Source organism: Kitasatospora sp. NPDC093550 (assembly GCF_044764985.1).
Classification (GTDB): domain Bacteria; phylum Actinomycetota; class Actinomycetes; order Streptomycetales; family Streptomycetaceae; genus Kitasatospora.
In genome coordinates this window covers 49,601-64,813 of sequence record NZ_JBIWJF010000005.1, presented here as the reverse complement: position 1 = coordinate 64,813, position 15,213 = coordinate 49,601, and the positions used below count along the sequence as shown (strand labels likewise).

The following is a 15,213-nucleotide window of genomic DNA, read 5'->3' as shown; positions in this document are numbered from 1 at the left end:
GGGGATCCAGGTGTCGTACGAATCGATCAAGCACAGCGAGGTCGAGGTGAACGGGGTGCGGCTGCACCTCGCCGAGCAGGGGGAGGGGCCGTTGGTCCTGCTGCTGCACGGCTTCCCGGAGAGCTGGTACTCCTGGCGGCACCAGTTCGCGCCGCTGGCCGAGGCCGGCTACCGGGTGGTCGCGCCCGACCAGCGCGGGTACGCCCGCAGCGAGCAGCCCGCGAGCGTGGACGCCTACACCCTGCTGCACCTGGTCGGCGACGTGACGGCGCTGATCGCCGCGCTCGGCGAGGAGCGGGCGGTGGTGGTCGGGCACGACTGGGGCGCGCCGGTCGCCTGGGCCACCGCCGCGCTGCGCCCCGACCTGGTGCGCGGCGTCGCCGGGCTCAGCGTGCCGCCGCTGCCGTCCGGGCCGACCCCGCTGGCGTCCGCCCGGGAGAAGTACGGCGAGGGCTTCTACCAGATCTACTTCCAGGAGCCGGGCCGGGCCGACGCCGAACTGGCCGCCGACCCCAAGTCCACCTTCCGGCGCCTGCTCGGCACCGGCCTGCGCCCCGGCGGGGAGCCGAGGGCCTGGGTCGTTCCCGAGGGCATGAAGCTCCTGGACACCATCCCGGAGCCGGAGCGGCTGCCCGGCTGGCTCACCGAGGCGGACGTCGACGCCTTCGCCGCCGACTACGGACGGCACGGCGAACGCGCCTTCACCGGCGGGCTCAACTGGTACCGCAACATCGACCGCAACAACGAGCTGATGGCGGCCTTCCACGGCCGGCGGATCGAGTCCCCCGCGCTCTACGTGGTCGGCGAGCAGGACCTGGTCAACGCGATGGTCCCGCCCGGGGTGATGGCCTACCTGCTGCAGCAGGTGACCCCGCGCCTGCACGGCCACGTCCGGCTCCCCGAGACCGGCCACTGGACGCAGCAGGAGCGCCCCGCCGAGGTCAACGAGGCCCTGCTGGACTTCCTCGCGTCGCTGGACTGAGGCCCGGGCCGGCGCGCCCCTGGGCGAGGTCCGGCGCGTCCCGGGCGGCCTCCGCCGGCCGCCCGGGACGCGCCGCGCGTACCAGGGGGCCGGTCAGCCGTCGTCGCGGCTCGGCCGGGAGTCCGACGGGCCGGCCGGTCAGACCGGCAGGAGGCGGGTGATGAGGTCGCCGAGGCGGCGGGCGTTGCGGCAGGAGTGCATGTCCACCACGCCCGCGTAGGCGTGGGCGGCGGAGTCGCCGGTGGGCCAGAGGGCGGGCTGCTCGGGGTTGAGCCAGATGACCCGCCGGGCGCGGGCGGCGATCCGGCGCAGGGCGTCGAGGCCGGGGTCGCGGTGGTTGGTGCGGGCGTCGCCGAGGATCAGGACGCAGGTGCGCGGGCCGACGGCGTCCAGGTGGTGCTCGGCGAAGCCGCCGAACGCGGAGCCGTAGTCGCTGCTGCCGTGGTAGCCCGTCACCTTGGCCTGGGTGAGGATCCGGGCGGCCAGCCGGGCCGGGTCGTCGCCGTCGCGGAGCAGGTCGGTGACCTCGGCGGTGCGGTTGACGAAGGCGAACACCCGGACCTTGCCGAACTGCTCGCTCATCGCCTGGACCAGCAGCATGGTGAAGTCGGCGAAGCCCGCGACCGAACCGGAGACGTCGCAGAGCAGCACCAGCTCCGGCCGGGCCGGGCGGCGCAGCCGGTAGGCGGGGCGCAGCGGCACGCCGCCGGTGGTGAGCGAGCGGCGCAGGGTGCGGCGCAGGTCGATGTGGCCGCGGGCGGCGCGGCGGCGTCGGGCGGCCAGGCGGGTCGCCAGCTTGCGGGCCAAGGGGTGGACGGTGCGGCGCAGTTCGGCGAGCTGGTCGCGGCCGGCGTAGAGGAAGTCGACCCGGTCGGCGGTGGGAGCGACGGCGCGTTCGGCGATCCGCTCGGGGCCGCGCAGCTCGGCGACCCGGCGGCGGGCCTCGGTGGTGACCAGGGCGCGGAAGTCGCGGATCCGCCGGCGGACCTCGTCGGCGAGGACGAGGTCGGAGAGGTCGGCCGGGCCGGGCCCGTCGCGCAGGGCGGCCAGGATCCGGGCGAGCAGCGTCTCGGGGGAGAGCCGGCCGAGCGCCTGCTGGGCCGACCAGCCGTCCGAGCCGGGGGCACCGGAGGCGCCGGGTGCGCCGTACCGGCCGAAGGCCTCCATGACCTCACCCGCGAGCCGGGCCTGGGCGGCGCGGTCGTCGGCCGCGAGGGCGGCGGCGAGGCGTTCGCGCAGGTCGTCGCGGAGCGGGTCGGGGCGGCCGAAGCGCGGCGGCTCGGGGTCGTCGGGGACGGCCGGCGGATCGGCGCGGACGGCCTCGGGGGTGCCGACGCCGAGCGGGAAGAACAGGTCGAAGGTGGCGTCGAAGACGGCCCGTTGTCCCTCCGAGCGCAGCAGGGCGGCGGCCAGTCCGGCCCGGATCCGCTCGCGGTCGGTGAAGCCGAGCACGTCCAGCACGGCGGCGGCGTCCACCGTCTCGGCGGGGCCGATCCGCAGGCCGTGGCCGCGCAGCGCGCGGACCAGGCCGGTGAGGCGGGCGGCGGTGTCGGCGGTGCCGCTCGGCAGGGGTTGGGCGGTCATGCGAGGGTGAGCTTCTGGGCGGCCTTCCGGATGTCGTCCTGGTGCTTGAGGATCACCCCGAGGGTGTCCCGGACGGCCGCCTCGTCGAGGGTGTCCGCGCCGAGGGCGAGCAGGGTGCGCGCCCAGTCGATGGTCTCGGCGACGGACGGCGCCTTGCGCAGCTCCATCGCGCGCAGGGCGCCGACGATCCGGACCAGCGACTCGGCCAGGGTGTCGTCCAGCCCCGGCACCTTGAGGCGGACGATCCGGCGCTCCAACTCGGCGTCCGGGTAGTCGAGGTGGAGGAACAGGCAGCGGCGGCGCAGCGCCTCGGAGAGCTCCCGGGTGGCGTTGGAGGTGAGCAGGACGAAGGGGCGGCGGCTCGCGGTGATGGTGCCGAGCTCCGGGACGGTCACCTGGAAGTCGCTGAGCACCTCCAGCAGCAGCGCCTCCACCTCCACGTCGGCCTTGTCCATCTCGTCGATGAGCAGCACCGTGGGCTCCTCGCCGCGGATGGCGGTCAGCAGCGGGCGGGTGAGCAGGAACTCCTCTCCGAAGATGTCGCCGCGGGCCTCCTCCCAGCCCTCGTCGCGGCCGGCGGTGATCCGCAGCAGCTGCTTGGCGTGGTTCCACTCGTACAGCGCGCGGGCCTCGTCGATGCCCTCGTAGCACTGCAGCCGGACCAGCCGGGCCCGTCCGACGGCGGCCACGGCCTTGGCGAGCTCGGTCTTGCCGACCCCGGCGGGGCCCTCGACCAGGAGCGGCTTGCCGAGGCGGTCGGCGAGGAAGACGGTGGTGGCGACGGCGGTGGAGGCGAGGTAGCCGGTGGCGGCGAGCTGTTCGGCGGCGTCCGTCACCGAGGTGAAGAAGCCCGTGCCCTTCGTGCCGTTGCCACTGTCGTTGCCGCTCATGCGCCCAGCTCCGTTCCGGTTCGCCGTCTCCGTGCGGCGCCACCCTACCGGCCGGTCACTTCGGTGTCTCCGGCGTGCTAGCGCCGCGGGCACGGGCCTGGGGCGTCGGGCACGGGGGAGCGGCGTACGGCCCGGGGCCGTACGCCGCTGTGGTGCGTCGGTGCCCGGCCGGGCACCGACGGGTCAGTTGACGAACAGGACCGGGCTGCCGGACACGGAGGTGTCGGTGACCGGGCCGTAGGTGGCGCTGAAGTAGCCGGTGGAGAAGCACAGGCCCGGGCCGGACACCAGGCTGAACGGCTGCGCCGAGAAGCCGATGGTGTTGCCGGTGTTCGAGGTGGTGCCGTTGATCCCGGTGGCGTTCTGGTAGTTGCAGCTGATGCTGCCCAGGATGGTGCTGAGCACCACGGTGGTACCCATCGGGCCGGCCGCGCCGGGGGTGAGCTTGACCGGGTTGCCGGGGGCGTCGCTGACCGTGTTGGTGTACGGCAGGTTGGTGACGGTGATGCTCTTGACGCCCGTGACGCCGAGGACGTTGGAGGTGCAGGAGCCGAAGGTCTGGGTGTTGAGCTGTTCGACGGCGCTGCCCGGGGCGGCCGGGTTGGCGGTCACGGTCGCCGAGAAGGAGGAGGCGGCGCACTTGATGCCGCTCGTCCCGGTGGCGCTGTTGTAGAAGGTCGCGAAGCTGCCGGGGGCCAGGTTGGCGGTCAGCACGTCGCCGACGGCGACGGCCGGGCCGGACGGGCTGCCGGTGGTGAGAACGGCGCTGGCGGCCTCGGCGGGTGCCACGGCCGCGCCGGTGAGCGCGAGTGCGCTGAGGGCGGCGGTGGCGAGGGTGCGGCGGATGCGCATGGGGGTACCTCTCTCCGTCCCGGGGACGGGTGGGGGGAGTCCCGGCGTGCGGGTGTGGTGGTGTGCACGACGGGGGAGGTGCATGGCGTACCGGGGGCTCCGGCGGGGCCGCGGTGCGGACGGGCCCGGCGCCACGGGCCCGCTCGTGCGGTACGGCGGACTTCGAAGGAGCTCCGAAGGACCTTCGAAGCGACACAGCGGCACTGGTCCGGCGGCACGGCGCCGGCCCGGCGCGGACGTTCGGTGCTGTGGGGGTGTACGTCGGCGGCTGCCACCGCCGCGGGCCTACGCCCGCCGTGGTCCCGTGGTCCGGGAGGTTCGTCGGACCGTGGGAGCCCCTGGAGGTCGACCGGTGGGGCCTGCTCGCCCACCGGTTGGAAACCTGTCAGTGTTGTAAACCCGGTGTTACGTCAATGTCAATACAGGACACAGGAGTTGGTGATGGATCGGGACTACCTCCGAAGTGCCGACGTGGTCCTGCTGCCGGGCGCGCGGACCGGCCGTGACCCGGCCCGGTCGATCAAGCCCGGCCCACGCCGGCAGCCCGCCGGCGTGGTCGCCGCGACCCAGCGCGAACGGCTGCTGGACGGGCTGGTCCAGACCGTCGCCGAACGCGGCTACCAGCACGCCACGGTGAGCGACATCTGCCGCGCGGCGGGTGTGACCAGGCCGGTCTTCTACGAGCTGTTCAGCGGCAAGGAGGACGCCTTCCTGGCCGCCCACCGGTACGGCACCGGCGTGGTGCTCCGCCGGATGGCGGCGGCCTTCGCGGCCGAGTCCGACTGGTGCCACGGGATCCGGCGCTCGCTCGGCGCGATGCTCCAACTGCTCTCCGGAACACCGGCGTTCGCCACCATGGCGGTGATCGAGATCGAGGCGGTCGGCCCGGAAGGGCGGCGCGAGCGCGACCAACTCCTCACCAGGTTCCGGGCGTTCTTCGCCGAAGTCCCCCAACTGCCGGGCGGTGTGGGTGTGGAGGAGATGGTGGACGCCGTGGTGGGCGGCGTCTACAGCACGCTCTACCGCCGGATCGCCTCCGGGCGAACGGATCAACTGCCGGATCTCCTGCCGGTGTTGAGCATGTTCTGCCTGGCGCCCTTCCTCGGCCCGGTGGAGGCGGCCGAGCGGCTCGGGGTCGGGACTGGTGAAGATCCTTCGTGCACCCGTATTGACCCGGCCAATACCGGGCAGTAGCTTCCCAGTTACCCACCGCGTACCGATCGGATCCGCCCCGCTGCCGAGGGGCGGACGGCCCGGTCGGGCCGCGGAACGCTGTCCGCGCCAGGGCAACGTGCCAGTGCCTGCACACCCCATCCACCCCCAGGGAGCACACATGGCCATGTCCGAGGACGCCGCCGCCGCGGCCGAGACCCCGCAGCCGGTCGGGCCGAGAAGAGGCCGGGTACGGCTGAAGCGCACCGCCCTGATGGCCGTTCCCGCCATCGCGGCCGGGGGCGTCCTGATGGCGCTCACCGCACAGGGCGTGCTCGCCGCCCAGTTCTCCATCTCCGGAATGCCGTTCACCATCACCGCCGACAAGCTCGACGGCCAGGGCTTCGCGCAGTTCGGCGCGCTGGACTCGATGATCCCGGACAGCCCCAACGCGGGCTCCACCGGCGGCCAGGTGCTGGTCGCGGTGTCGGCGATCAAGACCGCGCAGATCACCAACCTGTGCCAGAGCGTCGACCTCGGCGGCATCAACCTGGTGATCCACGCGGGTGACGGCGGCACCCCCGTCTCCGCCAGCAACCTCACCACCGACTCCGACCTGCTGTCCGGCGACGCGGAGTTCACCAACATCGAGATCGGCGGCGACGCCAGCACCTTCACCAAGGCCGGCCCGGTCGGCAAGGGCAACCCGGGCGTCTTCGGCCAGCAGGCCGACACCGTCCAGATCAACCACCTCAAGCAGCACAACTACGCGAGCACCGCCGTCGGGTTCAAACTGCCGAACCTGCGGCTGAGCTTCAGCTCCCAGGGCTGCTGACCGTGACGGAGTCCGTACCGGAGCCGGCCGGGACCGGCCCGGGCGCCGAGGCACGGGTCGAGGCAGGGGTCGAGGGGGTGGCGGCCGAGGGGACGGCCGCCGCGCCCGGCACCGCGGCCCCGGCCGTCGCCGAACCGGCTGCTTCCGCCTCCGCCTCGGCCTCCGCCACCGCCGGAGCAGGCGCCACCACCGGACCCGCCACCGGCCCGGTCAAGCGCGACTGGCGGGGCAGGCGACCGTTCTGGGGCGGGCTGCTGGTGCTGCTCGGCGGCGCCGAGATCCTGTTCACCCTGCGGGCCCCGCTGCCCGTCGTCCTGCACATCGGGATGCAGGGGCTGGCCGGATACCTGGTGCCGGCGGTGATGGTCCTGTGCGGCCTGCTGATCCTGTTCAACCCGGCGCAGCGGCTGTTCTACTCCATCCTCGCCGTGCTGGCCTCGCTGGCCACCTGGGTCACCTCCAACCTGGGCGGCTTCCTGATCGGGATGACGCTCGGCGTGGTGGGCTCCTGCCTCACCTTCGGCTGGCTGCCCGACCAGCCGCTGCGCCGCGGCAGGCAGCGCCGGCTGGACCGCCGCGAGGAACGCCGGGCGGCCAAGACCGCCTCGGCCTGAACGCGGGCGCCCCGCGCCCTGGTGATGGGAGAGCACCGGGACGCGGGGCGCCTGTCTGCGGGTTGCCGCGGTTGCCGCGGTTGCCCAGGGGCAGCGGGGGCAGCGATGGCAGCCGGGGCCTGCGGGTCGAGCCGCCGCGGATCAGATGGTCGAGGCGTCGATCACGAAGCGGAAGCGGACGTCGCCGTCCAGGACGCGCTGGTAGGCCTCGTTGATCCGGTCGGCCCGGATGAGCTCGATCTCGGCGGTGATGCCGTGCTCGCCGCAGAAGTCCAGCATCTCCTGGGTGGCCGGCAGTCCGCCGATCATCGAGCCGGCCACCGAGCGGCGTCCGCTGATCAGGGCATGGGCGTTGACGGAGACGGGCTTCTCCGGCGCTCCGACCTGCACCAGGGTGCCGTCGGTGCGCAGCAGGCCCAGGTAGGCGCTCAGGTCCAGGTCGGCGGAGACGGTGTTGACGATCAGGTCGAAGCCGCCCGCCAGCTCGGTGAAGGTCGCCGGGTCGGCGGTGGCCCGGAAGTGGTCGGCGCCGAGCTTCAGCCCGTCCTCGCGCTTGCGCAGCGACTGGCTGAGCACGGTGACCTCCGCGCCCATCGCGTGGGCGAACTTCACGCCCATGTGGCCGAGGCCGCCGAGGCCCACGATCGCCACCTTCCTGCCCGGTCCGGCGCCCCAGTGCGCGAGCGGCGAGTACAGGGTGATGCCCGCGCACAGCAGCGGCGCGGCGGCGTCCAGCGGCAGGTTGTCGGGGATGCTCAGCGCGTACGCCTCGTCCACCACCAGCTCCGCCGAGTAGCCGCCGTACGTCGGCAGGCCGTCCCTGCCCGTGCTGTTGTAGGTGAAGACGGCGCCGCCCTCGCCGGTGCAGTACTGCTGCAGGCCGGCGCGGCAGTTGTCGCACGTGCGGCAGGAGTCGACGAAGCAGCCGACGCCGACCCGGTCGCCGACCTTCCAGCGGGTCACGCCGGGGCCGACCTCGCTGACCACGCCGGCGATCTCGTGGCCCGGGACCATCGGGAAGATCCCGGTGCCCCAGTCCTCGCCGACCTGGTGGAGGTCCGAGTGGCAGATGCCGGAGTAGCGGATGTCGATCAGGATGTCGTGCTCGCCCACGGCCCGGCGGACGACGGTGGTCTTCGCCAGCGGGGCGTCGGGCCGCTCCGCCGCGTAGGCGGCGACGGTGCGGGTGGTGCTCGCGGTGGTGCTCTCGGTGGTGGTCGTCGTTGCCGTGCTGTGGTGCGTGTCGTTCGTCATGTCCTCAAGGCTGCGGCGGGCCGATCGGGCCAGCCAGACCAAGGGTCTTCGTACGAACCCCCTGCGTAGGCGCGCCGGACGTACGCGCACCGGGCGTACCACCGCCTGGCGTACCACTTCCGTGCGTACCACCGGGGAAGGTACGCACGGCAGTATCACCCTCGGCCGCCGCCGGGCTCCCGATCGCCCGCATACTGCAGACATGGACCAGCGCACCGAACTCAGCGAGTTCCTCCGATCCCGCCGCGCCCGGCTGCGGCCCGAGGACGTGGGCCTACGGGACACCACCACCCGGCGTCGGGTGCCCGGGCTGCGCCGCGAGGAGCTGGCCCAGCTCGCCGGAGTGAGCACCGCCTACTACACCCGGCTCGAACAGGGCCACGGCGAGAACGTCTCCGCCGCCGTGCTGGACGCCATCGCCCGGGTGCTGCGGCTCAGCGCCGCCGAGCGCGAGCACCTCGGCCGGCTCACCAAGCCCGCCCGCCGCCGCTCCGGCCGGGCCGCCGCACGGGTGCAGCGGGTGCGGCCCGAACTGCAGCAGCTGCTGGACGCCATGGAAGGCGTGCCCGCGTACGTGCTCGGGCGGCGCCTCGACATCATCGCCTGGAACCGGTTCGGCACCGCCCTGCTCGGCGACTTCGACGCGATGCCGCCCGAGCAGCGCAACATGGCCTGGCAGGTCTTCCTGGACCCGGCCGCGCGGGAGCTCTACCAGGACTGGGAGGGCAAGGCCAACGACCTGGTCGGCATGCTGCGGCTGGACGCCGGACGCGACCCGGACGACCCCCGGTTGGCCTCGCTGATCGGCGAACTCTCCGTCAAGAGCGAGGACTTCCGCCGACTGTGGGCCACCCACAACATCCAGGACAAGGGTCACGGCACCAAGCACCTGCACCATGCGGTGGTCGGCGACCTCAGTCTGCAGTACGAGACCCTGCGCCCGGCCGGGGACACCGACCAGGTGCTGGTCACCTACCACGCCGAGCCGGGCTCGCCCTCGGCCGAGTCACTGCGCCTGCTGGCGAGTTGGGCGGCCACCGAGCGCCAGGCGGGCTCCGTCGGGCGGGGCACCGAGCGGACGTCCGGGGCCGAGGAGGCCGAGCAGGCCCGGTAGCGGCGCCCGGTCCGCACGGCGCCCGGTCGGCACGGCACTCGGTCCGCACGGCGACTGGTCCGCACGGCACTCGGCAAGGGGTCGATGGTCCCGGGTCCGCCCGGGGCGATCGGCCCTTCTCGCCTTCGGCGGCCGGGCAGTTGACTGGACGGGACATGGACCACAGCAGCAGCACCCACCCCGCCGAGGGCACCGCCCCCGCCACCGCCGAGTACGACCGGCTGATCGCCCGCCACCACGCGATGCGCCTGCGTCGCACCCTCCTGGCCCCGCCGGCCTCCTCGGGCGGCGACCCCGGGTACGGCGACCCCGGCGGCCACGGCGACCACGCCCGCTACGGTGGCGACGACGGCGCCGCCGACCAGCAGCTGATCCGGCGGGACCTCGACCTGGTCGCCCCGCTCGCCGAGCTGATCGACCACCTCTACGCCGTCATGTTCCGGCGACGCCCGTACCTGCGCCCGCTCTTCCCCGCCTCGATGGAGTTCCAGCAGGCCCACCTGGAACGGATCTTCCGGCACCTCGTCGACCACCTCCACCAACCCGCCGAGCTGGCGCGGACGCTCCGTCAACTCGGGCGTGACCACCGGAAACTGGGCGTGCGGCCGGTCCACTACGAGGCCTTCGAGGAGGCCCTGTGCGCGGCCCTCCGGCACCGGGCCGGCCGGGACTGGACCGGGGAACTGGAAGCCGCCTGGGTGCGGATGCTGCGCTTCGCCGTCGGCGCCATGGTCGCCGGGGCCGACTCCGCGCTCACCGAACCCCCGTACTGGCACGCCGTGGTGACCGGCCATGAGCGCCGCCGCCCCGACCTCGCGGTGCTGCGGGTGCGCACCGGCGAACCGTACCCGTACCGCGCCGGACAGTACGGCACCGTCGAGCACCCCGCGCTGCCGCACACCTGGCGGCAGTACTCGATGGGCTGCGCCCCGCGCGCCGACAACGCCGTGGAGTTCCACGTCCGGCGGACCGGCCCCGGCGGGGTCAGCGCCGCGCTGGTCGACCACACCGACGTCGGCGACCGGCTGCGCCTCGGCCCACCGCGCGGCAGCCTGCTGCCCGAGGGTGACGCCCGCGACCTGCTGCTGGTCGCGGGAGGCACCGGCCTCGCCCCGATGAAGGCGATCGTCGAGCAGCAGGCCGCCCACCGGCCGCCCGGCCGCCGGGTCCACCTGTTCATCGGCGCCCGGGACCGAGCCGACCTCTACGACTGGCAGGCGCTCGCCGAACTCGGCCTGCACAAACCATGGTTGAGTATCACCCCGGTGACCTCCGGCCGCCTCGCCGACGCCGTCGCGTCGGCGGGTGACTGGCGCGAGCACCTGGCCTGCGTCAGCGGGCCGGCGGGCATGGTCGCCTCCGTCCGGGGCCGACTCGTGGCGACCGGGCTGCCCCCGGCCAGACTGCGCCACGACCAGGCGCTGCCGCACTAGCCATCGGCTGCCGCACTGGCCGTCGGCTGCCGCACTGGCCGTCGGCTGCCGACCGACGCCCGCCGGCCGTCAGCCTCCCGCCGGTCAGCGGAAGCAGTACGAGTCCGAGGAGGCGTCGCCGCCCGCGAGGTGGGTCTGGTGGACGCGCAGACCCCGGAAGTCCGCGCCGTGCGGGAAGAAGCGCTCGTCGACGCTCAGTCCGCCCGCCTCCGGGTCGGCGTCCAGCTTGACGATCCAGGGCTCGATGCCCGCCGGGTAGATCTGGTCGTCCCAGGAGCCGTAGAGGGAGTTGGTGACGTACAGCCGCCGGCCGTCCCGGCTGATCTCCACCATCTGCGGCGCCCCGCTCAGCGGCCGCCCCGGCTCGGCCGGGTGCGGGGTGCGGGCGACGACCCCGCCGAGCCGGACGGAGGAGGCCAGTCGGGGGTGGAACGGGTCCGAGACGTCGAACTGGAACAACTCGCCGGTGCCCCAGGCCGACACGTACAGCCAGCGGTCGTCCACCGAGAGGTTGATGTCGGTGACCAGCGGCGGCACCGCGCCGAACGGCTGCAGCGCGGGCGGCAGGTCCTCCGCCTTGGCCGGCTCGGCCGGGATGTCGATCACCTTCCGCGCGGTGAAGGCCGCGCCGTCCCGGTGCCAGAGCCAGATCGAGGAGGAGAGGTCCTCGACGTTCGCCACCACCCCGGCGAAGCCCCACTCCGCCTGCGGATCGTGCGCCGGGCGCAGCTCCAGCACCATCTGGTACTGGTCGCCGAGGTCGATCCGCTGCAGGTGCCGCCCGGAGTCCAGCTCCCAGAAGTGCAGCGCGTGCCCGTACTTGCGGCCCAGCAGCAGCTCCGGGACGACCCCGTCCTCGACCATCCACGGGGTGCCCCACTCGCTGGTGACGCCCACGTTGGTGCCCAGGTGCCACCAGACGTCGTACGCGAAGTGCTGCGGCCCGCGCTCGGTCTCCCAGGCGCGCAGCACCTCGAAGGTGGTGTGGTCCAGGATCGCCACCCCGCCCGGCCCGTCGGCGCCCTCGCCGGCGCCCAGGCAGGACAGGAAGACCCCGTCGGGGCCGCAGTGCAGGGTGTGCGGGCGCGAGTAGCCCGCCTCGGCCGCCAGCTCCTTCGCCTCGACGGTCTTCACCAGCCGCGGGCGCACCGGATCCGGCCGGGTGTCCATCACGTGCAGCCGGGAGGAGCGCAGCCCGGGCAGCAGCAGGAAGCGCCGCTCCGGGTTCTCGTGGCAGGCGTGCGCCAGCGCGCTGGAGCAGGCGTTCCACCCGAAGTGGTGCAACTCGTCGCCGAGGGTGGGGAGTTCGGCGAAGTTCAGCACCTGGCCGTAGGTCTCCGACGCGGGATCCGTGTCCACCGTGAGCAAGGCGTCCGGCCGCTCGCCCGCCCGGTCGAACCCGGCGACGTACGCGAGCTTCTCGGGCGGCGCGGCGATGGCCTCGGAGGCCGACCGGTAGAGCGACGGATCGGTGTGCCCGTGCTGCATGCAAACTCCCCAACTCGCCTGGTCCGTGCGGGAAGCGTTCCACAGGACCACCGGCGCACAGCAGGCGCACGAGGAGGGGCAGGGAGGCGCGGAGAGTACTGTGTGCCGGTGCAGAACAGCATTCGCGGGGGAACCTTCCACGGCCCGGTCGTCCAGGCCGACACGGCCCACGTCACGGTGAGCGCCACACCGCCGACGATCGGCGGGCTGCCGCCGCTGTCGTCCGTGTTCACCGGCCGGCGGCAGGACCTGACGGACCTCGCCACCCTGCTCGCCCCGGAGGGCCCGCCGGTGGTGGCGGTCACCGGCCTCGGCGGCATCGGCAAGACCACCCTGGCCGTCGCGGCCGGACACGCGCTGCTGGCCGCGGGCCACTGCGCCCTCGCCCTCCTCGTCGACCTGCGCGGCTACGACGAGACCCCGGTCGAAGCCGGCCAGGCACTCGACACGCTGCTGCGCGCCCTCGGCGTCCCGGCCGAACACATCCCCCCGGACCCGGAGACCAGGGCCGCCCTCTACCGCGACCAGCTGGAGCGGCACGGACGCGGCGTCCTCGTCATCGCGGACAACGCCTCCGCCGCCGAACAGGTGCGCCTCCTCCGGCCCCCCTCCGGCCGCCACCGCCTGCTGGTCACCACCCGCGAGACCCTCCCCAGCCTCGAGGCCCGCATCCACCGCCTCGGCGTCCTCGCGCCCGACGAGGCGGTGGCCCTCCTCGACACGTCCGTCCGGGCCGCCCGGCCGGATGACGACCGCGTCGCCGCCGATCCGGACCAGGCCCGCCGGATCGCCGAACTCTGCGGCAGCCTCCCCCTGGCGCTGCGCCTGGCCGCCGCCCAGCTCGTCCTCGACCCGCACCTGCGGCCGGAGGAACTCGCCGACGACCTGGCCGACGGCGCGGACCGCCTCGACCTCCTGCACGACGGCGAGACCGGCATGCGGCTCACCCTGGACCGCTCCTACCGCCGCCTCACGCCCGACCTGGCCGAGCTCTTCCGCCTGCTGGCCCTCAACCCCGGGCCCGACCTCGCCACCGAGGCGGCCGCCGAACTCCTCGGCCGCAAGCCCCGCGAGGCCCGCTCCCTGCTCGCCCGGCTGGCCGGCACCGCCCTCATCGAACAGAGCGCGGAGGGCGGCCGGTGGTACCTCTACGACCTGGTCCGCGACTACGCGGCGGACATGCTCGAGCAGCACCCGGACGGCGTGGGGGCGGCCCTCGGCCGCCTGCTCGACCACTACACGCGCATGGCGCGCCTCGCCGACGCGCGGGTGCGGGACCTGCCGTTCCGTACCGACGAGGACGGCTTCGGGGACCGGACCGAGGCGCTGCTGTGGCTGGAGCGCGAGCGCCTCAACCTGATCGCCGTCGTCCAGGGCGCGGCCGACGCGGGACTCCCCGAACTGGCGGTGCACCTGTCCTCAGTGGTGGCACCCCAGCTGGTCCGCGGGTTCCGGACCGACGACGCGCTGACCGTCACCAGTGCCGCCCTGGCGGCCGCCGTCCTGCTCGGGGACACCGAGGTGCACGCCCGGGCGCTCGGCAGTCACGGGGTGTCACTCGAACGCGCGCGGCGGTTCGTGGAGGCGGCCGAGGCACACCGCCTGGTCGCCGCGATCCACCAGGACCTCGGCGACCCGCTCGCGGAGGCGGACGCCCTCATGAACCTGGGCAACGCCCTGCGGGGGACTCGGGACTTCGACGCCGCGATCGAGGCCCAGCGCCGGGCACTCGACATCGTCAGGCGACTGGGCGGCCCGTCGGCGCAGGCGCGGGCGCTGATCAACCTCGGCGGTCTGCTGACCGAGGTCAGGAGGCTCGACGAAGCAGTCGAGCTGCTGCGGGCCGGCCAGGAGATCTTCGCGGAGCTCGGCGACCGCCACGGTGAGGCGACCGCCTGGGCGAGCGCCGGCACGGTCCTGGACCAACTGGGCAGCTTCGAGGAGTCGATCGACGCCCACCGGAGGGCCCTCGACGCCTTCCGGGACGTCGGTGACCGGCACAGCGAGGCGAAGGCTCTCGGCGGTCTCGGCACGGCCCTCGTCGGCGCCCGGAGGTACGAGGAGGCGGTCGAGGCCGCCGGGACGGCCTGCGCCGTCTTCCGGGAGCTCGACGATCCGCACGACGAGGCCCTGACCCGCTGGGCCCTCGGTTCGGCACTGACCGCACTCGGACGGTCGGAGGAGGCACTGGCGTCGCACCGTCGGGAACTGACGATCCACCGGGAGCTCGGCGATCCCCGCGGCCGGGCCGAGTCCGGGACCCGGCTCGCGAACCTGTTGCAGGAGCTGGGGCGCCACGACGAGGCCGAAGCCGCCCACCGGGAGGCACTGACGGCCTGCCGGGAGGCCGGGGACCGGGTGTCCGAGGCGATCGTCCTGACCAACCTCGGCAACTGCCTGGGTGCCGCGGGCCGCTTCGAGGAGGCGCTCGGTGTCTACCGGACGGCTCTCGCGATCGACGGCGATCCGGACGCCGTGGATCGCGCGGCGATGATCCTCTACCGGACGGCGGCCGCCCACGCCGGCCTGGGACAGGAGGAGCAGGGGATCGAGGCCCTCCACCGCGCCACGGACCTCCACGGCGAGTCCGGCAACGACGAGGGCGTGGCCCTGGTCCAGACGTACCTGGGGCACCTCCTCACCGAGGTGGGCCGGCCCGACGAGGCGGCCGGGGCGGCCCGTCGGGCCGTCGCCGTCTTCCGGCGGACGGGCGGCCGCGACGGGGAGGCGGCGGCCTGGAGCGTCCTCGGTGACGCCCTGCGCGCCGCGGGCGCCGAGGCGGGGGCGGAGGAGGCGTACGGGCGGGAGCGGGCGATCCTCGCCGAGCTGGAGCCGGAGCCGGAGATGGAACCGGAGGTGGAGCCGGAGATGGAGTCAGGGCCGGGGCCGGGGCCGGAGTCAGTGCCGGGGCCAGGGCCAGGGCCGGGGCCGTGGTCCCGGCCGGGCGTCCCGGTGGAGTGACCGGCCACCGAGCGGCCCGACCCTACCGGCCGGTATCGTCGTGGGCCGGAACGG

The 15,213-nt window shown here is 74.2% G+C and carries 12 protein-coding genes; 7 read left to right on the top strand and 5 right to left on the bottom strand.

Translation table 11 applies throughout. From position 1 onward, the window contains the following. Positions 1 to 10: 10 nt before the first annotated feature. The gene (locus ACIRD3_RS09395) at positions 11 to 982 is read left to right on the top strand and encodes an alpha/beta fold hydrolase (protein ID WP_402213580.1); all 972 of its coding nucleotides are present in this window, start codon (positions 11 to 13) and stop codon (positions 980 to 982) included. A gap of 138 nt (positions 983 to 1,120) precedes the next feature. Here the strand turns inward: ACIRD3_RS09395 and ACIRD3_RS09390 are convergent, their stop codons facing one another. From ACIRD3_RS09390 to ACIRD3_RS09380, 3 genes are all read right to left on the bottom strand, one after another. After that, a complete protein-coding gene (locus ACIRD3_RS09390; protein ID WP_402213578.1) occupies positions 1,121 to 2,566 on the bottom strand; it encodes a VWA domain-containing protein in 1,446 nt (481 codons plus the stop codon). Next, the gene (locus ACIRD3_RS09385; protein ID WP_402213576.1) at positions 2,563 to 3,456 is read right to left on the bottom strand and encodes an AAA family ATPase; all 894 of its coding nucleotides are present in this window, start codon (positions 3,454 to 3,456) and stop codon (positions 2,563 to 2,565) included. Before ACIRD3_RS09385 ends, ACIRD3_RS09390 begins: the two co-directional genes overlap by 4 nt. A gap of 183 nt (positions 3,457 to 3,639) precedes the next feature. Further along, positions 3,640 to 4,308, bottom strand: a complete 669-nt coding sequence (locus tag ACIRD3_RS09380) for a Tat pathway signal sequence domain protein (RefSeq protein WP_402213575.1) — start codon at positions 4,306 to 4,308, stop codon at positions 3,640 to 3,642. 441 nt (positions 4,309 to 4,749) lie between these two features. Here ACIRD3_RS09380 and ACIRD3_RS09375 point away from each other — a divergent pair, with 441 nt between their 5' ends. The 3 genes from ACIRD3_RS09375 to ACIRD3_RS09365 all read left to right on the top strand — a co-directional run bounded on the left by ACIRD3_RS09375 (position 4,750) and on the right by ACIRD3_RS09365 (position 6,909). After that, a complete protein-coding gene (locus ACIRD3_RS09375; protein ID WP_402213573.1) occupies positions 4,750 to 5,502 on the top strand; it encodes a TetR/AcrR family transcriptional regulator in 753 nt (250 codons plus the stop codon). A 139-nt stretch (positions 5,503 to 5,641) separates the two neighbouring features. After that, on the top strand, positions 5,642 to 6,295 hold the full coding sequence (locus ACIRD3_RS09370; RefSeq protein WP_402213571.1) for a DUF6230 family protein: 654 nt from the start codon (positions 5,642 to 5,644) through the stop codon (positions 6,293 to 6,295). 251 nt (positions 6,296 to 6,546) lie between these two features. Continuing rightward, the gene (locus tag ACIRD3_RS09365) at positions 6,547 to 6,909 is read left to right on the top strand and encodes a DUF6114 domain-containing protein (protein WP_402214027.1); all 363 of its coding nucleotides are present in this window, start codon (positions 6,547 to 6,549) and stop codon (positions 6,907 to 6,909) included. Positions 6,910 to 7,050: 141 nt separating this feature from the next. On the opposite strand, the gene ACIRD3_RS09360 is transcribed toward ACIRD3_RS09365, so the two are convergent. Continuing rightward, positions 7,051 to 8,163 (bottom strand): NAD(P)-dependent alcohol dehydrogenase, encoded by a 1,113-nt coding sequence (locus ACIRD3_RS09360; RefSeq protein WP_402213570.1) that lies wholly within the window; start codon positions 8,161 to 8,163, stop codon positions 7,051 to 7,053. A gap of 202 nt (positions 8,164 to 8,365) precedes the next feature. Here ACIRD3_RS09360 and ACIRD3_RS09355 point away from each other — a divergent pair, with 202 nt between their 5' ends. Both ACIRD3_RS09355 and ACIRD3_RS09350 read left to right on the top strand, forming a co-directional pair. Further along, complete coding sequence (locus tag ACIRD3_RS09355; RefSeq protein ID WP_402213568.1) at positions 8,366 to 9,277, top strand: helix-turn-helix domain-containing protein; 912 nt, start codon at positions 8,366 to 8,368, stop codon at positions 9,275 to 9,277. Positions 9,278 to 9,432: 155 nt separating this feature from the next. Further along, positions 9,433 to 10,710, top strand: coding sequence for a globin domain-containing protein (locus ACIRD3_RS09350; protein ID WP_402213566.1), 1,278 nt, complete (start codon positions 9,433 to 9,435; stop codon positions 10,708 to 10,710). 84 nt (positions 10,711 to 10,794) lie between these two features. On the opposite strand, the gene ACIRD3_RS09345 is transcribed toward ACIRD3_RS09350, so the two are convergent. Then, a complete protein-coding gene (locus tag ACIRD3_RS09345) occupies positions 10,795 to 12,198 on the bottom strand; it encodes a selenium-binding protein SBP56-related protein (protein ID WP_402213564.1) in 1,404 nt (467 codons plus the stop codon). Positions 12,199 to 12,306: 108 nt separating this feature from the next. Here ACIRD3_RS09345 and ACIRD3_RS09340 point away from each other — a divergent pair, with 108 nt between their 5' ends. After that, the gene (locus ACIRD3_RS09340; protein ID WP_402213562.1) at positions 12,307 to 15,159 is read left to right on the top strand and encodes a tetratricopeptide repeat protein; all 2,853 of its coding nucleotides are present in this window, start codon (positions 12,307 to 12,309) and stop codon (positions 15,157 to 15,159) included. The last annotated feature ends 54 nt before the right edge of the window (positions 15,160 to 15,213 follow it).

Excerpts from the sequence above, each read along its gene's own strand:
- ACIRD3_RS09390 (WP_402213578.1), bottom strand. The coding sequence starts at position 2,566 with ATGACCGCCCAACCCCTGCCGAGCGGCACCGCCGACACCGCCGCCCGC.
- ACIRD3_RS09385 (WP_402213576.1), bottom strand. The coding sequence starts at position 3,456 with ATGAGCGGCAACGACAGTGGCAACGGCACGAAGGGCACGGGCTTCTTC.
- ACIRD3_RS09380 (WP_402213575.1), bottom strand. The coding sequence starts at position 4,308 with ATGCGCATCCGCCGCACCCTCGCCACCGCCGCCCTCAGCGCACTCGCG.
- ACIRD3_RS09375 (WP_402213573.1), top strand. The coding sequence starts at position 4,750 with ATGGATCGGGACTACCTCCGAAGTGCCGACGTGGTCCTGCTGCCGGGC.
- ACIRD3_RS09370 (WP_402213571.1), top strand. The coding sequence starts at position 5,642 with ATGGCCATGTCCGAGGACGCCGCCGCCGCGGCCGAGACCCCGCAGCCG.
- ACIRD3_RS09360 (WP_402213570.1), bottom strand. The coding sequence starts at position 8,163 with ATGACGAACGACACGCACCACAGCACGGCAACGACGACCACCACCGAG.
- ACIRD3_RS09355 (WP_402213568.1), top strand. The coding sequence starts at position 8,366 with ATGGACCAGCGCACCGAACTCAGCGAGTTCCTCCGATCCCGCCGCGCC.
- ACIRD3_RS09350 (WP_402213566.1), top strand. The coding sequence starts at position 9,433 with ATGGACCACAGCAGCAGCACCCACCCCGCCGAGGGCACCGCCCCCGCC.
- ACIRD3_RS09345 (WP_402213564.1), bottom strand. The coding sequence starts at position 12,198 with ATGCAGCACGGGCACACCGATCCGTCGCTCTACCGGTCGGCCTCCGAG.